At 47.6% G+C, this 20852-nt stretch carries 15 protein-coding genes and 1 pseudogene; all 16 read left to right on the top strand.

Annotated elements, in window-relative coordinates:
• The first annotated feature begins 1 nt into the window (after position 1).
• A complete protein-coding gene (locus GN277_RS13800) occupies positions 2–2401 on the top strand; it encodes an ABC transporter permease (RefSeq protein WP_159751566.1) in 2400 nt (799 codons plus the stop codon).
• Positions 2402–2508: 107 nt separating this feature from the next.
• A complete protein-coding gene (locus GN277_RS13795) occupies positions 2509–3342 on the top strand; it encodes a deoxyribonuclease IV (RefSeq protein WP_159751565.1) in 834 nt (277 codons plus the stop codon).
• 40 nt (positions 3343–3382) lie between these two features.
• Entirely contained in the window at positions 3383–4078 is a 696-nt protein-coding gene (tsaA, locus tag GN277_RS13790) for a tRNA (N6-threonylcarbamoyladenosine(37)-N6)-methyltransferase TrmO (RefSeq protein WP_159751564.1), read from the top strand.
• A 136-nt stretch (positions 4079–4214) separates the two neighbouring features.
• On the top strand, positions 4215–4517 hold the full coding sequence (locus tag GN277_RS13785) for a metal-sensing transcriptional repressor (protein WP_159751563.1): 303 nt from the start codon (positions 4215–4217) through the stop codon (positions 4515–4517).
• A 69-nt stretch (positions 4518–4586) separates the two neighbouring features.
• Positions 4587–7180, top strand: a pseudogene (locus GN277_RS13780) (heavy metal translocating P-type ATPase).
• Positions 7181–7216: 36 nt separating this feature from the next.
• Complete coding sequence (locus GN277_RS13775) at positions 7217–7729, top strand: GNAT family N-acetyltransferase (protein WP_159751562.1); 513 nt, start codon at positions 7217–7219, stop codon at positions 7727–7729.
• Positions 7730–7834: 105 nt separating this feature from the next.
• Complete coding sequence (locus GN277_RS13770; protein WP_159751561.1) at positions 7835–9745, top strand: BMP family ABC transporter substrate-binding protein; 1911 nt, start codon at positions 7835–7837, stop codon at positions 9743–9745.
• A 9-nt stretch (positions 9746–9754) separates the two neighbouring features.
• Positions 9755–10372, top strand: a complete 618-nt coding sequence (locus tag GN277_RS13765) for a metallophosphoesterase family protein (RefSeq protein WP_159751560.1) — start codon at positions 9755–9757, stop codon at positions 10370–10372.
• 91 nt (positions 10373–10463) lie between these two features.
• Positions 10464–12041 carry a cardiolipin synthase gene (cls, locus tag GN277_RS13760; RefSeq protein ID WP_204162749.1) on the top strand — a complete coding sequence of 526 codons (1578 nt, stop codon included), beginning with the start codon at positions 10464–10466 and terminating at the stop codon, positions 12039–12041.
• A 130-nt stretch (positions 12042–12171) separates the two neighbouring features.
• On the top strand, positions 12172–13395 hold the full coding sequence (locus tag GN277_RS13755) for a transglutaminase domain-containing protein (protein ID WP_159751559.1): 1224 nt from the start codon (positions 12172–12174) through the stop codon (positions 13393–13395).
• A 195-nt stretch (positions 13396–13590) separates the two neighbouring features.
• Entirely contained in the window at positions 13591–14658 is a 1068-nt protein-coding gene (locus GN277_RS13750; RefSeq protein ID WP_159751558.1) for a carbamoyl phosphate synthase small subunit, read from the top strand.
• A gap of 3 nt (positions 14659–14661) precedes the next feature.
• Entirely contained in the window at positions 14662–17886 is a 3225-nt protein-coding gene (gene carB / locus GN277_RS13745) for a carbamoyl-phosphate synthase large subunit (RefSeq protein ID WP_159751557.1), read from the top strand.
• Positions 17887–17949: 63 nt separating this feature from the next.
• Positions 17950–18297 (top strand): hypothetical protein, encoded by a 348-nt coding sequence (locus tag GN277_RS13740; protein WP_159751556.1) that lies wholly within the window; start codon positions 17950–17952, stop codon positions 18295–18297.
• A 264-nt stretch (positions 18298–18561) separates the two neighbouring features.
• Entirely contained in the window at positions 18562–19074 is a 513-nt protein-coding gene (locus tag GN277_RS13735) for an RNA polymerase sigma factor (RefSeq protein WP_159751555.1), read from the top strand.
• A 6-nt stretch (positions 19075–19080) separates the two neighbouring features.
• Positions 19081–19923, top strand: a complete 843-nt coding sequence (locus GN277_RS13730; RefSeq protein ID WP_159751554.1) for a hypothetical protein — start codon at positions 19081–19083, stop codon at positions 19921–19923.
• A gap of 32 nt (positions 19924–19955) precedes the next feature.
• Complete coding sequence (locus GN277_RS13725; protein ID WP_159751553.1) at positions 19956–20834, top strand: ABC transporter ATP-binding protein; 879 nt, start codon at positions 19956–19958, stop codon at positions 20832–20834.
• The last annotated feature ends 18 nt before the right edge of the window (positions 20835–20852 follow it).

The following is a 20852-nucleotide window of genomic DNA, read 5'->3' as shown; positions in this document are numbered from 1 at the left end:
TATGAGAGCAAGCATAATGTGCGGACTGGCAAAAGTGAAAAGAAGGAAAATCCCCAATCTGCTGATGGGAATCTGTATTATGATTACAGCCGCTTTATTGGTAAATGCCGTTGTCTTTTTGAAGGAATTAGACGTTATATTTAACAGGGCATACGAGGGAATGGAAGGGGCGCAAATGTGCTGCCTGTGGAGTAAAGGAGCCGTCTCCTGTGATGCGGTAGAGGAATATCTGGAAGGGTCGTCCCAGGATTTTCATTACCAGATAACAGAAAATACAAAGACCATAGATTATATTGAAAAGGATGGAGTAAAGCTGAGTAACGGCATATTACTAGAGCTTCCAAAGGACATACATAGGGGATGGGAGTTAGAAGAAAATACTCCAAGCAGCAAAATAAGTTTGCTCTCGCCTAAGATTTTAGAGGATTCTGAGGCAGAGATGCCAAAAAAGGATGAGATATGGATTACTACGAAGATAGCAAATATTCTGGGGCTGAAAGTGGGGGACGAGGTTTCTCTTAAGCTTGCCGATACATCTGTAAAGGTCAAGGTTGCGAAAATAGTCGCGGACCCTGTCTTTGGCGGCAGCAGCACCAACGTATACCGGATGTGGTGTGGGTACAACATGCTTTCAGATTTTCCGCTTTCAGAAAATAATTCGGTGAGCTATCTGGAAATTCGGTTTGGCAAATACAGCCCTTTGACAGAGCAGACATTTATCCGTGAGACAGAGGAATATTTTCAAATGCCATTGGGCGATACGCTCTACACATATGAGCAGATTAAAGGCGGATATATGTCAGTATACCAGATGGCGGGCAAAGTATTGTGCCTTGTGAGCGTCATCCTTTCCGTTACTGTTATCGCGCTGGCCCTGTTTTTGATCAAAAGCGATATGGATGAAGATGTGAGGAATATGGGAATCTATCAATCCTTAGGCATGACAGGGGGACAAATCATAGGCGCATATCTTTTCTGTTACGGAATCATTGGAACGGCAGGAGCAGCCCTGGGAAGCACACTAGGCGGCTGGATGAGCAAGGGGATCATAACAAAAATTTTGGGAGATATGGGAATCTATAATATTTCCTTTAATGGGATAAAATATTATCCGGTTTTGGTATGGTTTATTGTGGTGACAGTGATTATGGTCGCATGTTTTGGAGCTATTTTTAAAATAAGAAGGTTAAATGCCTCCGATGCCATAAGAAATGGAATATGGAAAACAGATAAAAAAGAAAGGAAAGTAGGAGGGCCCACCTACTATGACGGAGGAAGTTCATTTGAATGGTACTATGCTGTCAGAGGGATGGAGAATAAAAAGGTCAGGTATCTGTATATCGCCGGTATTTCAATGATATTTGGGTGTCTGCTTAGCGTTTGTATGGGGTGTCTTCATGCGGTTAAGAATATTGACAGAGAGCCGGAGGCATGGGGGTTTATAAGGACTGATATCTATGTCACCTCCTTAGAAAATACGCCTGTGAGCTCGGTTATAGATGAATTGGAAAAGGACCCAGGGGTGGATTATACATATGGGGTAAATAAAGTATATCCTAAGTATCAGCCCCAGGGGAAAGAAGAATGGCAGAGCATGGTGACTGAGCTCTATGAGCTGCCGTGGAATGAAAAAATTAAGGACAAATCTCTGTATGGCAGACGTCCCAAGGAAGAAAATGAGATTGGGATAGGGCTTACGCTGGCAGAGGAATATGGGCTTAAAATCGGTGATACAATGGAATTGTTTATAAACGGTGAAAAGAAGGAGTATGAGATTACAGGAATTTTCCAGACCTTATCCAACTCCGGAAAGGTTATACGCATGGTGACCAAGGATTTGGATGAGTTTGTGGAGGCTTCTGGAGGCTTCGGAGATTATATGCTTGTGCTTTCTAAGTCCCAGGATAAATGGAAATACGCGGAGGAATTGAATGAGAAATATGATGGAATGTTTACGTTTATTGCCTCAAAGTCAAACGGGGAGAATATTACAGGGATGTTAGCCCCTGCCGTGGGGACGATACTGGCGGTATTGCTTATGATTTTGGTCCTGGTTACAGAGAATCTTACGTTTTTACTGGTCAGGCGAGAGAAAAAGCTGATTGGGTTATTGAAAGCCGTGGGGATGACCTCCTGGCAGATTTTAAAGATTTATCTGTGGAGAAATTGTCTGGCTGCTGCTTTTGGGAATACTCTGGGGCTTTTGGCGGGGACCTTTATTGTGCCGAGAATGCTGACTCCCTATGCGAAAGGGTTGGGGATTACGGAATTTCCATTTGCTAGTTCATTTTCAGGGGGATTGGCAGGGATTAGTTTACTGCCGGTATGTATATTTATAGGGACATGTGTGGTTGTGAAGGTAATTAACAGAGTGACGGTGAAAGAATTGGTGAGCGAATAGTAACAGTTTTGGTTAAAAGAATAAGGGCTTTACACCAGGAGTACCCATTGATATAATGATTGTACCATATAAAGATCACTTATAGAGAATGGGTGGGGAGAAAATAGATGTTGACCATTGGAACACATATGTCGATTGCCAAGGGGTTGGCGAAGACTGCCGAGAATGTGGTGTGGATGGAAGCAAACACCATGCAGATATTCAGCCGGAACCCCAGAGGCTCCAATTTTAAAGTATATACGGACAAAGAGGTGGAGAAGTTTCAGAAGCTGCGTACAGAGCACCATTTTGGCCCCCTTCTGGCCCACGCCCCTTATACTATGAACCTTGCAAGCGATACAAAGAGGGTGTATGAGTTTGCATGCACCGCTTTGCGGGAGGATGTGGCCAGGATGGATGCCCTTGGTATCGAATACCTGGTATTTCACCCAGGAAGCCATACAGGAATCGGGACCAAGCGGGGAATCCAGAACATTATTCAGGGACTTAACCAGGCGATTACCGGACAGGAGAAGATTACAGTATTACTGGAAACTATGACGGGAAAAGGAACGGAGATTGGCGCAAGGTTTGAACATTTACAAAGTATTCGGGACCAAGTGGCCCATCCGGAGAGAATCGGAATCTGCCTGGATACCTGTCATGTATTTGCAGCAGGGTATGATATTGTAAACGACCTGGAGGGTGTGCTTTTAGAATTTGACCGTGTACTTGGTCTTCATTTGCTGAAAGCCATTCATCTCAATGACAGCATGATGCCCTTAGGCTCTCATAAGGACAGACATGCAGCCGTGGGGGAGGGGGAGATTGGCTTAGAGCCTTTGCTTCGGGTGATGCGCCATCCGGCCCTTAAGGAGTTGCCCTTCTATCTGGAAACGCCTCTTGACGACGAAGGGCATAAGGAGGAGATTTGGATGCTTAAGGAGAGACTGGCCCACTGATGAAAGACAGGAATAGGGATTTACTTAGGGAGAGTACAGAATGGACAGGAGCCTAACATTAGAAGTGATTGCGCATATTCGGACAGATTTTCCGGCGAAGTTTGGGATTCCCAGGCAGAGCGGACTTGCAGATACCAGGGCTGAGATTATATTTGAGCCAAAATACCGCAATCCAGACGCCCTTAGGGGGCTTGATGAATTTTCACACCTCTGGCTGCTCTGGGGATTTTCTAAATCCATCCGGCAAGAATGGAGTCCCACTGTAAGACCCCCAAGGCTTGGCGGCAATAAACGGGTGGGTGTATTTGCCAGTCGCTCGCCCTTTCGTCCCAACCCAATCGGGCTGTCCTGTGTGACCCTTGAGGGGATGGAGAGAAGGGCGGGGAAAGGAATCCTTCTCCATGTCAGAGGCGCTGACCTTATGGACGGGACGCCCATCTACGATATTAAACCCTATCTTCCTTATGTGGACTGCAAAGAAGAAGCGTTAGGGGGATTTGGGGAGAGGCTTAAGGAGTATGAGCTTCAGGTAGAGATTCCCAAGGTGTGGATGGATAAGATACCCACAGAGCACAGGGAGATTCTTAAGCAGGTATTGTCACAGGATCCACGGCCCTCCTATCAGGAGGATGCCCACAGGATTTACGGAATGGAATATGCAGGGATGGAGGTGCGGTTTCAGGTTGAAGAAAATGTACTTCGGGTGTGTGAGATAGAATATTTGGATGTTGACTAAAGGTTACAAAAGAAAAATCCATTGGCAGAAAGGAAATGTTATCCTTAACCAATGGATTTTTTTGTGAATTTATGAATTGCCTCTTGCATTATACCCTGGTGGGGTATATAATATACTTGGAAGCGGGGTGTTGCATATGGAGGAAAGGCAGGAATGCTGTCACAAGACAAAGGAACGATTAGAGAAAGAATACAAGGACCTAATCAATCGTTTGAGCCGGATTGAAGGGCAGGTTCGCGGAATCAAGAAGATGGTGGAGAATGACGCGTATTGTCCGGATATTCTGATTCAGGTATCGGCTGTGAACGCAGCGCTTAACAGCTTCAACAGGGTTTTGCTCGCCAGCCATATCCGTACCTGCGTGACGGAGGATATCCGCCAGGGGAAGGATGAGACGGTGGACGAATTGGTGGCCACCTTGCAGAAGTTGATGAGATGATACCCTGGTATGGTATTTATTGTGTGAATATGGCGTGAACTGGCCTAAAGAATAAAGGAGTGATGACAGATGGAGCAATATACAGTATCAGGCATGAGCTGCGCTGCGTGCAGCGCGCGTGTGGAAAAGGCTGTCTCAAAGCTTGACGGAGTAACCTCCTGCTCGGTTAGCCTTCTGACCAATTCTATGGGAGTAGAGGGGGAGGTTTCCGCCGCTAAGGTAATCGAAGCCGTGGAGGCAGCGGGATACGGGGCTAGTCAGAAAAGGGAAAAGAGCCAAAAGGAGTCGTCTGAGGCAGAGGCAATGGATGAAGGGATGCTTAAGGACATGGAGACGCCTGTGCTTAGGCAGAGGCTTATAGCCTCCTTGTGTTTCCTGATACCGCTTATGTATTTTTCTATGGGGCATATGATGTGGAACTGGCCTGTTCCGAAGTTTTTAGCGGGCAATCATGTGGCAATGGGAATGATACAGCTTTTATTTACGACAGCGGTTATGATGGTCAACCAGAAGTTTTTTTATCAGCGGATTTAAAAGCCTGTGGCATCGTGCGCCGAATATGGATACCCTGGTGGCCTTAGGGGCGGGGGCATCCTATGTGTACAGCACATACGCCTTGTTTGCCATGACGGACGCCCAGATGCATATGGATATGGAGAGGGTTATGTCCCTGATGCATGAGTTTTATTTTGAGTCTGCGGCAATGATTCTGACCCTGATCACTGTAGGGAAGATGCTGGAGGCGCGTTCCAAGGGCAGAACTACGGATGCTCTTAAGAGCCTGATGAAGCTGGCGCCTAAGACTGCGGTTGTGGTAAGGGAGGGGGAAGGAGCAGGAGATTCCCATCCGACAAGTGCTAAAAGGGGATGTGTTCGTGGTAAGGCCAGGAGAGAATATTCCTGTGGACGGTGTGGTTCTGGAAGGGAGCAGCGCGGTAAATGAGTCTGCCCTGACAGGGGAGAGTATCCCTGTGGATAAGGAGGCAGGAAGTCAGGTGTCGGCGGCAACCCTTAATCAGTCTGGTTTCCTTAAGTGTGAGGCAACCAGAGTGGGGGAGGACACCACCCTTTCCCAGATTATCCAGATGGTCAGCGATGCGGCGGCGACAAAAGCTCCCATTGCCAAGATTGCAGACAAGGTGTCAGGGGTGTTCGTACCGGCGGTTATAGCCATTGCCATTGTCACGATCCTTTTGTGGCTTGCAGCAGGGCAGGGGATTGGATTTGCTCTGGCCAGGGGGATTTCTGTGCTGGTTATTAGCTGTCCCTGCGCCCTTGGGCTTGCGACACCGGTTGCCATTATGGTGGGCAATGGAATGGGCGCGAAGAATGGGATTATGTTTAAAACAGCGGTTTCTCTCGAAGAAACAGGGAAGATGCAGATTGTTGCCTTGGATAAGACGGGAACCATCACCAGCGGCGAGCCAAAGGTTACGGATGTGATTGCAAATGGCGTGTCAGAACAAGAGCTACTGGAAATGGCCTATGCCCTGGAGAGAAAGAGCGAGCATCCCTTGGCCAAGGCTATTATTGGGCTTGCGAAGGAGAGGGGGATGGCTTATGAGGATAAGGGCGGCGCTCCGTCTGGTTTGGAGGTGACTGATTTTCAGGCTGTGGCGGGCAACGGGCTTCGCGGGATGCAAAAGGGCGACCTGCTGACAGGCGGGAATTTATCTTTCATAAGCGCCGGCGCAGAGGTTTCAGAGGAAATGAAGCAGAGGGCAATCAGGCTGTCCGAGGAGGGCAAGACGCCTCTGTTCTTTGGGAAAAACGGACGTCTCATGGGTATAATTGCCGTTGCGGACGTAATCAAGGAGGACAGTCCCAAAGCGGTGGAGGAGCTTAAGAATATGGGAATCCATGTAGTCATGCTGACCGGAGACAATGAAAGGACTGCCAGGGCAATCGGAGAGCAGGCGGGGGTTGACGAGGTTATTGCAGGCGTTTTGCCGGATGGAAAAGAGCAGGTAATCAGGAGCCTTTCCCAAAAGGGAAGGACAGCTATGGTGGGAGACGGCATTAACGATGCGCCTGCCCTTACGAGAGCCGACATGGGCATTGCCATCGGCGCAGGTACGGATATCGCCATCGACGCGGCAAACGTTGTGCTGATGAAGAGCCGCTTAAGCGATGTTCCGGCGGCAATCCGCTTAAGCCGCGCCACCCTTCGCAATATTCACGAGAATCTGTTCTGGGCATTTTTCTACAATGTGATTGGAATCCCTCTGGCAGCAGGAGTCTGGTACCCTCTGTTTGGATGGAAGTTAAATCCCATGTTCGGAGCAGCGGCTATGAGTCTGTCCAGCTTCTGTGTGGTGACCAACGCGCTGAGGTTAAACTTGTTTCGGATGTATGACGGGTCAAGGGACAAAAAACGGAAGAACAAAGCTGTAAATCAGAACAGCAGCTTTGAGAATAAATTTGAAAAACAGCAAAAACAGGAGGAAACAAAGATGACAAAGACAATGAAAATCGAAGGAATGATGTGCGGACACTGTGAGGCAAGTGTAAAGAAGTGTTTGGAGGCTCTTACAGAGGTGGAGGAGGCCCAGGTAAGCCATGAGGCAGGGACAGCGGTAGTAACGCTGAATGCCGACGTTTTAGACGAGGTACTGAAAAAGACGGTAGAGGCTTTGGATTACCAGGTGACAGGAATCCAGTAAGGGCAAGAAATGCCTTACAAGTGAAAGGAAAAAGATATGGAGTTCATAGTGGCTGCATCAGAGCATTTAGACAGAATGTGTGAGATTACAGACCAGGCAAAAAGTCAGCTTAGGAGGCTTTCCCTTGACCAGTGGCAAAAAGGGTATCCAAGCCGCCAGGTGTGGCTGTCAGACATTCAAAAAGGCTGCGCTTATCTGGCGGTTGAGGATGGAGAGATTCTGGGAATGTTTGCATTTCAGACGACTCCTGACCCCTCCTACCAGGTAATCGAAGGAAGATGGCTGACCGACGGCGCCTATGCCTCTATGCACAGGGTATGCGTAGCAGACGGCTGTAAGGGAAAAGGTATTGCGGGCAGGATGTTCGCGTATGGTTTTTTGCTGGCAAAAGAAGCAGGTTTTTTGTCAGTCAAAATTGACACTCATCCAGAAAACCTGCCTATGCAGAGGGCTTTGGATAAGGCGGGCTTCAAAGCGTGCGGCAGGCTTCGTCTGGTGGGAGGATGTGAGGATGGTGACGTCCGCATTGGGTTTGAGAAGATCTTGTAAATGAATTTATAAAGAAAAGCATGTAAGACTTGCTGACATTCCAATATATGGTATATAATAGGCTGGAATGTTAGCAAGTCTTAAGTTATTTTAAGGAGGATATATATGTCATTAACCGATTATGCGAAAGCATATAAGCTTGGAAAAAAGAATTATCAATACCGGATGCTTCATGGAGAGCTGCCTACGCTTGAGGTATTAGACGATATCATCCCTTCTAAGGGTACATTTTCTGAGGTGCCGTTAGGCTTGGTTCAGATTCCAATCGACCAGATTGTGGGAACCAAGACCGGAGGAAGGAGTAATGCATTTGCGGCCAACTTCATGCCAATCCTGCGGGAGACCTCGGAATTCGCCATGAAGTGGGCGAAGCTCAGCTCAAGCCATGAGAAGGAGGGAATCCGTGAGCCTATCAAGGCATACGAATATATGAACAAATTCTATGTATTGGAGGGGAATAAACGCGTCAGCGTTATGAAATACTATGGAGTGGTTTCTGTTCCCGGAACTGTGACGCGGATTGTGCCGAAGCGGACCAATGATAAAGAGAATAGGATTTATTTTGAATTTTTGGATTTCTATGAGCTGACCAAGATTAACTATATCTGGTTTTCGGAGGAAGGAAGCTTTAAAGAGCTTCTGGAGGCAGTGGGAAAAGAGCAGGATGAAGAATGGAACGACGACGAGCGGCTGGAGTTCAGCTCGATTTATCGTAGGTTTATGGCAGAATATACTGCACAGGACAAGGGGAAGATGTCGGTTACCGTGGGTGACGCTTTCCTTGCGTTTATCAAGCTGTACGGCTATAAGGAAATCGACGAGCTGACCACAAAGGAGTTAAAAGACCTGGTGGAGAAATCCTGGGAGGAGTTCTCGCTTCTGGAGGAGGACGAGGACGTAGATCTGAAAATGGCCCCCAATACAGAGAAGAAGTCTCTGTTAAGCCTGCTTATGCCCTTCGGACTGTCACGGCTTAAGGTTGCGTTTATCTATGAGAAGACGCCGGGCTCGTCGGCTTGGACCTATGCCCATGAGTTAGGGCGGCTTCACTTAGAGCAGACCTTTCCAGAGGAGGTCAGTACAGTCTATTATGAGAACGTCACTTTAGACAATGCGGAGGAGTGCATAGACGAAGCCATCGCAGACGGCTGCGACATTATATTTACCACGACGCCTTCCTTTGTGCAGGCAAGTGTGAAGGCGGCTATCGCCAATCCGAATGTGCGAATCTTAAATTGCTCGGTTAATACCTCCCACCGGTATATCCGTACTTACTATGCCCGTATGCACGAGGCCAAATTCCTGATGGGAGCCATCGCAGGGGCTATGGCGGACCACAACAGAGTGGCTTACATTGCAGATTATCCCATCTATGGCTCGATTGCGAATATCAATGCATTTGCGCTGGGAGCCAAGATGATTAATCCGAGAGCCCAGGTTTATCTGGAATGGACTGCCAAGAAGGATACGGACGTGATGGAAAATGTGCTAAGGAAGCAGGTGGATTGTATTTCCGGTAAGGATATGGTAATACCGGAGGAGGGGTCAAGGTTCTTTGGAATCTACCATCTGGAAGGAGAGGTTGCCAGAAACCTTGCCATGCCACTGTGGCATTGGGGGAAATTCTATGAGCAGATGATACGTACCATCATGGACGGTACCTGGAAATATGATGATGATCCGTCCTCTAAGAAGGCGATCAATTACTGGTGGGGAATGTCGGCTGGCGTTATCGACGTGGTGTGCTCGCAGAATCTTCCTATTGGGACGAAGCGGCTTATTGAGGTGCTGCGGGAGACCATAACCTTGGGACAGTTTAATCCTTTTTCCGGTATCTTGTATTCCCAGGAGGGAGTCGTGCAGGACGACCCGTCGAAGGTGCTGTCGCCGGAGGAGATTGTTACCATGGACTGGCTGGCGGAAAATGTGATTGGAAGCATACCCAGGGAGGATGAATTGAAGGAGCAGTCCAAACCTGTTGTGTCACAGCAGGGAATTGAGAATAAGAAGGGTTAGAATGGATTTATGAAAATACTTGCGATTGCGGATGAAGAGTCTGCCTATCTGTGGGATTATTTTGAAAAGAGTAAGCTTAAGGGGATTGACCTTATTATTTCCTGCGGCGACTTAGACCCCAGATACCTTTCATTCCTGGCGACATTTACATCTGTGCCCATTCTGTATGTACATGGGAACCACGATGAGAAATACCGGCAGATTCCGCCGGACGGATGTATCTGCATTGATGACAAGATCTATGTTCACCAGGGGGTGCGGATTCTTGGGCTTGGAGGCTCCATGCGTTACCGGCCTGGGGATTATCAGTATACGGAGTGGCAGATGAAGAATCGGGTCAGAAAGCTGTGGTTCCAACTGCTTAAGCACAGGGGATTTGATATTCTGGTTACCCATGCTCCTGCGTATCAGCTCAATGATGGAATGGACCTGCCCCATCAGGGGTTCCAAGTGTTCAGGGCCCTTCTTGAGAAATATAAACCAAAGTTTTTCTTACATGGGCATGTGCATATGTCTTACGGCAGGCGGCATAAGCGGCATGATGTGTACCAGGAAACCCAGATAATCAATGCGTTTGAGCGTTGTGAGATTGATTATGAGAATTTCTCTCCGGATTCTTTGATATAAAATAAAGATTGAGACTTGACTGTACAGTTACCGGATGGTTTATGATGATGTAATAGTAGATAAGTACAATGTGTGAAAGAGAGGTTAGGAAATGCAGACCGATTATAAGAGTAAGGGGCTTAACCTCTTGAAAAAAGGACAAAAAGGGATCATCCATGGGGTGTTCAGCCGTTTTGGACTGATACTGCTTCTTCTGATTATCCAGGTTTTGATGTTGTTTGGCATCTTCCGATGGTTTGAGGAATTTTTACCCCATATCATGGGTGGAACGGCACTGTTTACGGTTGTAATGGTTATTTACCTGCTTAACAGTAAGATTAACCCTACGGCAAAGATTACCTGGCTGATTGCAATCATGCTTGTGCCTGTGTTTGGCGTCCTTTTGTTTGCGTATACCCAAAGCGATATTGGGCATCGGGCCCTTAAGGCGCGTATGAACCAGATTATTGCCAATACCAGGGAGAGTGTGCCACAGTCAGAAGATGTGATGGAGATGCTCACGAGAGAGAATCAGGGCGTGGCGTCACTGGCTCATTATATACAGAGAAGCGGATGCCATCCAGTATATGAGCATACCGCTGTCACATATTTCCCTCTTGGGGAGAATAAGTTTGAGGAAATGCTTAGACAGCTTGAGGCGGCAGAGCATTTTATCTTTATGGAGTATTTTATTGTGGACGAGGGCTTGATGTGGGGCAGGATTCTTGAGATTCTTGCAAGGAAGGCTTCGGCGGGCGTGGATGTCCGCGTCATGTATGACGGTTCCTGTGAGTTCGCCCTGCTGCCAAGGGATTATCCCAAGCGTCTGCGCAAGCTGGGAATTAAGTGCAAGATCTTTGCCCCTGTGACGCCTTTTGTTTCCACTCATTATAATTACAGGGATCACAGGAAGATTCTGGTCATTGACGGGCATACGGCTTTTAACGGCGGGGTGAACCTTGCGGATGAGTATATTAACCAGAAGGAGAAATTCGGCCACTGGAAGGATACTGCTGTCATGCTGAAGGGGGAGGCAGTTAAGAGTTTTACGCTAATGTTTCTGCAGATGTGGGGGATTCTGGAGGAAAAGGAGGAGTATGGACGCTTCTTGGCTTACCCGTCTTTTCCTGTGGAAGCAGCAAAGGGATATGTGATTCCTTACGGCGACTGTCCCCTGGATGAAGACAAGCTGGGAGAGAGGGTGTATATGGATATTTTGAACCGCTCTCTGAAATATGTACATATCATGTCGCCCTATCTGATTCTTGATGGGGAGATGGAGACAGCGCTGAAATTCGCGGCTGAGAGGGGAGTGGATGTGAAGCTGCTTCTGCCGGGGATTCCTGATAAATTTGTGCCCTATGCTCTGGCAAAAACCCACTATGCCTCTTTGCTTGAGTCAGGTGTAAAGATCTATGAGTATACACCGGGCTTCGTCCATGCCAAGGTGTTTGTCAGCGATTCACGGGAGGCGGTGGTAGGCACCATCAATCTGGATTACCGAAGTCTGTACCATCATTTTGAATGTGCCACTTATCTCTATGGTGTGGACTGTATCAAAGAGCTTGAGGAGGATTTCCAGAATACTCTTGGAAAATGCAGACTGGTTACGATGGACATGGTGCGCAGGGAAAAATGGACGGTGAAGCTTACAGGTCGGCTTGTCAAGGCGGCTGCACCCTTGATGTAGAGCTTTTATACAGTCGCAAGGCCTACGGGTATGTTTTTTGATTGATATTGTATATTTTAGAAAAAGTGAATATAATATAGAGTATCGACGGTTGTGTGACTGTTTAGAACAGATACATCAAGGAGTAGATATGAAGAAAAAACGACGAAGAAAAAGAGGATGCCTGCATACCCTTGCGGTGACAAGCGGATTGTTTTGTCTGGCTGTTGCATCCTTTTGTATTGCCTATGGCATCGGATTTAAGCCGGATGTGGTGAAAGAGATTGAACGGGAGCTTACGGGTCCGCAGGAGATTCCCTATCAGCAGGTGGTAATTCAGGAGGAGGAGGTTGGACAGAAATTCTATTACCAGCAGCTAAATGAGGCGGACCGGCTGACCTATCGGGAGATTTTGGAGGGTGTGAACCAAAACACAGAGGAAATCTATATCCATGCATCTGATGCCGAGCGGGCCAACGAGATATTCCAGTATATTTTAAAGGATTGTCCGGAGATTTTTTGGTGTGACGGTACGATTTCTGCCACCAGCTATGAAGGCGCAGAGCCCTATACGGTCTTAAGGCCTACCTATGCATATGCTGGGGAAGAAAAAGAGCGGATGAAGGCGGAGATTGAGGCACAGGCGTTTGAGTGTCTGTCGGGAATCTCGGCAGGCGACTTGGATTACAATAAGATTTTGTATGTCTATGAGTATATTGTGAATACGGTTGATTATGATTTGGAGGCGCCGGATAATCAGAACATTTACAGCGTATTCATGCACCGGCGCTCTGTCTGTGCAGGTTATTCAAAGGCAGCTCAGTATCTTCTTGAACGGCTTGGTGTGTTCTGTACCTATGTGACAGGAACCACCAGCGGCGGGCAGAACCATGCGTGGAATCTGGTGAAATGTGAGGGGGACTATTATTATATGGACGTTACCTGGGGGGATCCGGTTTTTAAGGCCTCCGAGGGAGAGGACGTCAATCAGTTCCAGATGATCAGCTATGATTTTATGCTCTGTGACGACGGGGAGCTTCTGAAAAATCACACTCCAGATCGTGATGTGCCCCTTCCGGCATGTACGACCATGAACCGGAATTACTATATGATGAATAATATGTATTATACCTCCTACGATCCGGATTTGGTGTTGATGCGGATGAATGACGTCATTTCATCTGGAGAGAATCCGGTGGTGCTGAAATTTGCAACCGACGCCCTCTACGATCAGGCTCATGAGGAGGTGCTTAAGGATGTTATAAAAACTGCCGCCCAGAATCTGGCGGACTGGTATGGGCTTACCGAGGTGAGGTATCAGTATATGGATGAGCCTGAGCTTAATAAGATTACGGTTTACTGGCAGTATGACTAGGTCTTGAAAATCCTTGTTTTTTGTAGTATACTTTGTTGGATGAAGTCCGCCCATTAGGGGCGATTACTTTCGGACTTAAGGAGACGATGAGGTCTGCTGCTCCATGTATAATAAGGCAGTTGTGCATGTGCATACTGCCTTTTTTTGCGGGGATGGCAGGAAGTTACCATATGAGAGAAAGGGGACAGGTGGTATATGAAAGCATTTCTTATATTGGAAGACGGGACAGTCTTTACAGGAACCAGCATAGGCTCAGACAGGGAGATGATCAGCGAGATTGTGTTTAACACTTCGATGACAGGTTATCTGGAAGTATTGACAGACCCTTCCTATGCCGGACAGGCGGTGGTGATGACATATCCGTTGATTGGAAATTATGGGGTGACGCCGGATATGGAGTCAAGGCGCGCTTGGCCAGACGGCTATATTGTGCGGGAAATCTCAAGGATGCCAAGTAATTTCCGCTGTGAGGGAAGCCTTACGGATTTCCTAAAAAAGCAGGATATCCCAGGAATTGCCGGAGTTGACACCCGTACATTGACCAAACGTCTGCGGGAGATGGGAACCATGAACGGGATGATTACCACCAACGAAGACTACGACTTAGAAAAAATCCTTCCTCGTCTTAAAGAGTACAGGATTGGCGACGTGGTGTCCGCGGTATCCTGCCAGCAGCGGTACGTCTTAAAGGGAGAAGGGCCGCGGGTTGCCCTTTTGGATTTCGGCGCAAAGAACAATATTGCCAGGTCTTTGAACCGTCGGGGATGTGAGGTGACGGTTTATCCCGCTCATACATATGCAAAGGAGATTATCGCATCGAAGCCGGATGGAGTCATGCTGTCCAACGGACCGGGAAATCCGGAGACGAATACCTCCATCATCCAAGAGATACGAAAATTATATGAAACGGATATCCCTATATTTGCCATCTGCCTTGGCCACCAGCTTATGGCCCTTGCCAATGGGGGAAGGACCTATAAGCTGAAATACGGGCACAGGGGTGGGAACCATCCGGTGAAGGATTTGGAAAATGGCAGGGTCTATATTTCCTCCCAGAACCATGGTTACGCTGTGGATGCCGCCAGTATGGACAGGGCGGTTGCAAGAGAGGCGTTTGTCAATGTGAATGACGGAACAAATGAAGGGCTTGTGTACGAGGGAAAGAAGATTTTTACGGTGCAGTTTCATCCGGAGGCGTGTCCGGGGCCTCAGGATTCAGGGTATCTGTTCGACCGGTTTATGGAAATGATGAAAGGAGCGTAAATTATGCCAAGGAATAATGCAATTAAGAAGGTTCTGGTTATAGGCTCTGGCCCTATTGTTATAGGGCAGGCGGCGGAGTTTGATTATGCGGGCACGCAGGCATGCCGTTCCTTGAAGGAGGAAGGAATTGAGGTGGTTCTTCTCAATTCCAATCCAGCGACCATCATGACGGATAAGGACATTGCAGACCATGTCTACATTGAGCCGCTGACAGCGGAGGTGGTGGAGCAGTTGATTTTAAAGGAGAAGCCAGACAGTGTGCTTCCCACCTTAGGGGGACAGGCAGCCTTGAACCTTGCCATGGAGCTTGAGGAAAAGGGCTTCTTAAAAGAACATGGCGTGGCTTTGATTGGGACTACCTCTGAGACAATCCGAAAAGCGGAGGACCGTCTGGAATTCAAGACCACAATGGAAAAAATCGGGGAGCCATGTGCAGCGTCTCTGGTAGTAGAGTCGGTGGAGGAGGGGGTAAGATTTGCAGAAGAAATCGGCTATCCTGTGGTCCTTCGTCCCGCTTATACTCTTGGGGGCAGCGGCGGCGGTATAGCAGATAACAGAAGGGCGCTTAAGGAGATTCTGGAAAACGGGCTGCGCCTCTCCCGTGTGGGACAGGTTCTGGTGGAGAGGTGTATCGCCGGATGGAAGGAAATTGAGTATGAGGTGGTGCGGGATGGCAAGGGAAACTGCATCACGGTCTGCAACATGGAGAATCTTGATCCGGTGGGCGTACATACAGGGGACAGTATTGTGGTCGCCCCGTCCCAAACCCTTGGGGACAAGGAATACCAGATGCTTAGAACTTCTGCCCTAAATATCATCAGCGAGCTGAACATTACGGGAGGCTGTAATGTTCAGTATGCCCTTAATCCAAAGACCTTTGAGTATTGTGTGATTGAGGTGAATCCCCGTGTCAGCCGTTCTTCTGCTCTGGCCTCCAAGGCCACAGGCTATCCCATTGCCAAGGTTGCGGCCAAGATTGCCCTTGGGTATACTCTGGATGAGATTAAAAATGGGGTTACGAAAAAGACTTATGCCAGCTTTGAGCCTATGCTTGACTACTGTGTGGTGAAGATTCCAAGACTTCCCTTCGATAAATTTATCAGTGCAAAGCGTACTCTGACCACACAGATGAAGGCCACAGGAGAGGTGATGAGTATCTGTGACAATTTTGAAGGGGCGCTGATGAAGGCCATCCGTTCTCTGGAGCAGCATGTGGACAGCCTCATGTCCTATGACTTTTCCCATCTTCATGAGGATGAGCTGCTGGAAGAACTGGGAAGAGTGGACGATACCCGTATCTGGAAGATTGCCGAGGCAGTACGCAGGGGTATTTCCTATGAGGTAATTCATGGAATTACCAAGATTGATCTGTGGTTCATTGATAAGATTGCGATTCTCGTGGAAATGGAAAAGAAGCTTCGCACAGAGCAGTTGGACGAGCAGCTTTTAAAAGAGGCCAAGCGTTTGGAGTTTCCTGACGAGGTTATAGCAAAGCTTACAGAAAGGCCGGTAAGACAGATTCATCAAATGCGCCATCAGTGGGGAATTACTGCGGCTTACCGGATGGTGGATACCTGCGCGGCGGAATTTGAGGCGGAGACGCCTTACTATTATTCTGTGTTCGGGAGTGAAAATGAGGCGGTTTGGGATTCTTTCGCAAATGGGGATGAGAATGAAGGGAAAAGGAAAAAGATTCTGGTGCTTGGTTCAGGTCCTATTCGGATTGGACAGGGGATTGAGTTTGATTTCTGCTCCGTACACTGTACCTGGGCGTTTTCCAAAGAAGGCTATGAAACCATTATTATAAACAACAATCCTGAGACAGTTAGTACGGATTTTGATATTGCAGATAAGTTGTATTTTGAGCCGTTGACACCGGAAGACGTGGAGAGCATTGTGGACGTGGAGAAGCCGGACGGGGCGGTGGTTCAGTTCGGCGGGCAGACAGCCATCAAGCTGACGGAAGCCTTAATGAAGATGGGAGTACCAATTCTTGGGACTTCTGCCCAAAATGTGGATGCGGCGGAGGACAGAGAATTATTTGACGAGATTCTGGAAAAATGCGGTATCCCAAGACCCAGCGGCGGTACGGTATTTACCGCAGACGAGGCCAAGGAGGTTGCCAATCGCCTTGGATATCCGGTGTTGGTAAGACCCTCCTATGTGTTGGGCGGACAGGGAATGCAGATTGCCATCAATGACCATGATGTGGAGGAATTCATGGGAATCATCAACCGGATTGCCCAGGATCACCCAATCCTTGTGGACAAGTATCTGCAGGGCAAGGAGATTGAGGTGGATGCTGTATGTGATGGGGAGGATATTCTGATTCCAGGTATCATGGAGCACATTGAGCGGGCAGGAATCCATTCTGGCGACAGTATTTCCATATATCCGGCAAAGAGTATTTCCGAGAATACGAAGCAAAGACTTGAGGATTATACCAGAAAGCTTGCCCGTTCTCTCCATGTAATCGGACTGATTAATATTCAGTTCATCGTGTGCGGGGAGGAGGTATATGTCATCGAAGTGAATCCCAGATCCAGCCGTACGGTTCCCTATATCAGCAAGGTGACGGGGATACCCATCGTGCCGCTGGCTTCTAAGGTGATGACCGGAAAGAAAATCAGAGAGCTTGGGTATACGCCGGGATTACAGCCGGAGGCAGATTATTATGCAGTAAAGATGCCGGTGTTCTCCTTCGAGAAGATTCGAGGGGCGGATATAAGCTTAGGGCCGGAGATGAAGTCCACCGGAGAATGTCTGGGGATTGCAGGAACATTTGACGAGGCATTATATAAAGCGTTTTTAGGAGCAGGAATCCGCCTGCCAAGGCATAAGAATCTGATTCTGACTGTGCGGAATGAAGATAAGGAGGAGGCTTTGGAGATTGGACGCAGATTCCAAAATATCGGCTATCGGATTTTTGCTACCAAGGGAACAGCGGAGGCGCTGAAGGACAATGGCATAAAAGCTAATATGGTCAGGAAGATTGAGCAGGAGTCGCCAAACCTTATGGACTTGATTCTGGGGCATAAGATTGATCTTGTTATTGATACGCCCCAGCAGGGGGCAGACAGAGCGCGGGATGGGTTTGTGATCCGCAGAAATGCCATTGAGACGGGAGTGAATGTGCTGACGGCTATTGATACGGCGAAGGCGCTGATTACCAGTCTTGAGAATACGGATATTAAGAAATTGACATTGGTTGATATTGCGGGGATATGAGCGGGTAAAACATTCACAGGGCAAACGTCCACATAGAAATATTAAAATGAAGGAGAATTAAATATGCCATTTACTGAAATATGTATTTATCAGGTCAAGCCGCAAAAGGTGGAAGAATTTGAAGCACTGATGCTTGAGGCAAAAAGTTTTTTGGAAAAACAGGAGGGATTGCTTCTGCTTCGGTTTGTCAAAAGAGGGTATCACATAGACATGGCGCAAATTAAGGAGGGGCTTCCACCTCTTAAAATCACCCGTATTGTAAAAAGTGTTAAGTATATGCTTTACTGGGAATTTGATACGAAAGAAAGCTATGGAGTAGCACAAAAAAATCTTTACAATAGTTATTGGAAGTCTATCGAAAAGTGCTTAATAGTTCCACATGACAAATACTTAGGGGAGGAAATATTTTAGTGGATACCGATTATGTTACAAAAGGGGTATGGTGGAGGGCCGTCGCTTTTAAAAGGCTTTTCACTGAATAAAGTTTATTTTACATATCTGCTGCCACAGCAGGCACTGGTAGGAGAAAATCTATTCTCCTGCCAGTACAGATCTTATTTTATCTTTTTGGGTTTCACCCATTTTAAAATTCCATTAAAATTTGAAATCATTTTCTCTTTGTAGTACGTTATCTATTACAGAGAGGGACGCCTCTCATTACAAGGAGGAAGAATTTTGACGCGTGAAAATGAATTACTGCATCGAATTAGAAAGGGAGATACTTTATGTTGGGAGGAATTGGTGTCCATATATTATGAAGATATCTTTAGATACTGTATCTACCATTCGCCGGACATGGAAGGGGCAAGGGATGCAGTACAGGACACATTTCTCAAGGTAATACGCTACTTTCCTCAGTATCAGGACAGGGGGAAATTTCGAGGCTTTTTATATAAGGTGGCGTCCAATACCTGTACGGATTTATGGAGACAGAAAAAGGCGGCAGAGCTTCCGGAAGATATGGAGTTTCTGGAGACGGGGTATGCAAACTCGGAGGCACAGGTGAATTTCCAGCATATGGTACGTAAGCTTCCGGAAGAATTAAGGGAGATTGTATATCTTAAGTATGCCCAGGAATTAAGTTTTAAGGAGATTGCCATGGTGCTGGACCTTCCCATGCGGACGGTGCAGTCTAGGCTTCGGAGAGCGTTGAAGCTTTTGAAACGTGAGATGGAAGGAGAGGTGTGAGGCATTGTGAAGAAAATACATGAAGAATTGGGATGGGCTCTGAAGATTGACGTATCAGATAAGAGTGATGGAAATGAGCATAAAGCAAATCTTCACAGGGAGAGTCTGGAGGGCAAAGGTCTGGAGGAAAATAAGGCCAGGGTGCTTGCATCTGTACGAAAGCTAGAGTCTATTTGGCGGCCTCAAAAAAGAATCGGCTTTTTTGCATTCATGGTAAGGCAGCTTCCATTTATGGGGAAAGAGATGTGGATGACCCAAGGGTTAGCCGCGGCAGTTCTGTTCTTGGTCATATATCGGACGATGGACGGGGAGCTGGAATATTTGAGTATATGTCATATACCGCTGCTTATGGGAATCCTGGCGGTTGTGTTGGTGATGACTTCTGTACCGCTACTGCTGATGTCCTGCCGCTATCAGATGCAAGAGGTTGAATTGGCGTCGCGAATTTCGTTTCCAAGGCTTCTTATGGCGAAGATCATGCTTTTGGCCGTGGAGTATCTGGCAGTTTTTGCTTTTTTTGCGGGCTTGACAACAGGCGTGGCTGGGCTTTCGGCAGGGAGTATGGCTTTGTATTTTCTGCCTCCGCTGTTTTTGGCGTGTACGGGATGTGTGCAGATTATCAGGCGTACGGATGGGTGGGAGGAGGTATCCCAGAGAGTCGGAGTGTGCGTGGGCTATTGCGCCTGTCTTGGGGCGGCGTTAATTATTCTGTATCACAGAATGCCGGTTGTCTATGACAATGTCAGGCTGTGGGCGCTGTTTATGGTATGTATTCTTCCGCTGTTTCTGATATCGGTTTATAGGTGGGTAAAGGAAAGCGGGGAAGTAGGAGAACGAGCTGCTGATTAGTATAAAGAAGGATTGAAAAGAAGGAGAAGAATATGGAACTAGAAATCTGTGGAATTACAAAACAATATAAGGATAAATGTGCCGTTGACCAGGTTTCGCTGACGCTTACCCCTGGAGTATGGGGGCTTTTGGGCGCAAACGGGGCGGGGAAGACGACGCTTATGCGGATGATTGCTGGAATCCAGCGGCCCACATCGGGCTGCGTCCGGTATGATGGAATCGAGATTGGCACACTGAAGGAGGCGTATCGAGATATTTTCGGATATCTGCCCCAGGAGTTCGGCTTTTATCCAAGCTTTAGCATCCAGGACTATCTGGAATACATTGCCGCGCTTAAGGGGCTTACAAAGGCTGAGTCCCTTAAGCGTATTCAGATACTTCTTGAGAGGGTGTCCCTTTCCAATGTCAGAAATAAAAAGATATCCAAGCTCTCCGGCGGTATGAAGCGGCGGGTCGGGATTGCCCAGGCATTGCTTAATGAGCCGGAGGTGCTAGTTCTGGATGAGCCGACCAGCGGGCTTGACCCAGGTGAGAGGGTAAAATTCAGAAACCTTCTGTCAGAATTTGCCCACGACAGGATTGTGCTTATTTCCACTCATATCGTGTCGGATATAGAGTACATTGCCACCTGCAATGCCATCATGAAGGAAGGGAAGATTATTGCCACGGGAAAGACGAAGGAGTTGGTCCAGATGGTGTCAGGGAAGGTCTGGTCAGCCAATATCGACAGCCGAGAGCTTGAGGAGTATGAGCATCGTATTCCCATGGTAAATGTTTACAATGAAGAAAACGGGGATGTGAAGGTGCGTTATCTTGCCGAGACAGAGGTAATTCCTGGGTCTAAGAGTGAAGAACCTCGGATGGAGGATTTGTATCTGTGGCTGTTTCCGGAGAGTGGGAAAGAAGATTGACGGTATGAAAATGTTTGT

The sequence above is a fragment of the Sporofaciens musculi genome, from assembly GCF_009830285.1.
Lineage (GTDB): Bacteria > Bacillota > Clostridia > Lachnospirales > Lachnospiraceae > Sporofaciens > Sporofaciens musculi.
The sequence above is the reverse complement of the archived record's forward strand: the minus strand, read 5'-3'. Positions and strand labels throughout refer to the sequence as shown.

What these genes read in the sequence shown, in the direction of transcription:
- GN277_RS13795 (WP_159751565.1), top strand. Translation starts at nt 2,509, where the DNA reads ATGTTGACCATTGGAACACATATGTCGATTGCCAAGGGGTTGGCGAAG.
- GN277_RS13775 (WP_159751562.1), top strand. Translation starts at nt 7,217, where the DNA reads ATGGAGTTCATAGTGGCTGCATCAGAGCATTTAGACAGAATGTGTGAG.
- cls (WP_204162749.1), top strand. Translation starts at nt 10,464, where the DNA reads ATGCAGACCGATTATAAGAGTAAGGGGCTTAACCTCTTGAAAAAAGGA.
- GN277_RS13740 (WP_159751556.1), top strand. Translation starts at nt 17,950, where the DNA reads ATGCCATTTACTGAAATATGTATTTATCAGGTCAAGCCGCAAAAGGTG.
- carB (WP_159751557.1), top strand. Translation starts at nt 14,662, where the DNA reads ATGCCAAGGAATAATGCAATTAAGAAGGTTCTGGTTATAGGCTCTGGC.
- GN277_RS13785 (WP_159751563.1), top strand. Translation starts at nt 4,215, where the DNA reads ATGGAGGAAAGGCAGGAATGCTGTCACAAGACAAAGGAACGATTAGAG.
- GN277_RS13800 (WP_159751566.1), top strand. Translation starts at nt 2, where the DNA reads ATGAGAGCAAGCATAATGTGCGGACTGGCAAAAGTGAAAAGAAGGAAA.
- GN277_RS13770 (WP_159751561.1), top strand. Translation starts at nt 7,835, where the DNA reads ATGTCATTAACCGATTATGCGAAAGCATATAAGCTTGGAAAAAAGAAT.
- GN277_RS13765 (WP_159751560.1), top strand. Translation starts at nt 9,755, where the DNA reads ATGAAAATACTTGCGATTGCGGATGAAGAGTCTGCCTATCTGTGGGAT.
- GN277_RS13725 (WP_159751553.1), top strand. Translation starts at nt 19,956, where the DNA reads ATGGAACTAGAAATCTGTGGAATTACAAAACAATATAAGGATAAATGT.
- tsaA (WP_159751564.1), top strand. Translation starts at nt 3,383, where the DNA reads ATGGACAGGAGCCTAACATTAGAAGTGATTGCGCATATTCGGACAGAT.
- GN277_RS13755 (WP_159751559.1), top strand. Translation starts at nt 12,172, where the DNA reads ATGAAGAAAAAACGACGAAGAAAAAGAGGATGCCTGCATACCCTTGCG.
- GN277_RS13750 (WP_159751558.1), top strand. Translation starts at nt 13,591, where the DNA reads ATGAAAGCATTTCTTATATTGGAAGACGGGACAGTCTTTACAGGAACC.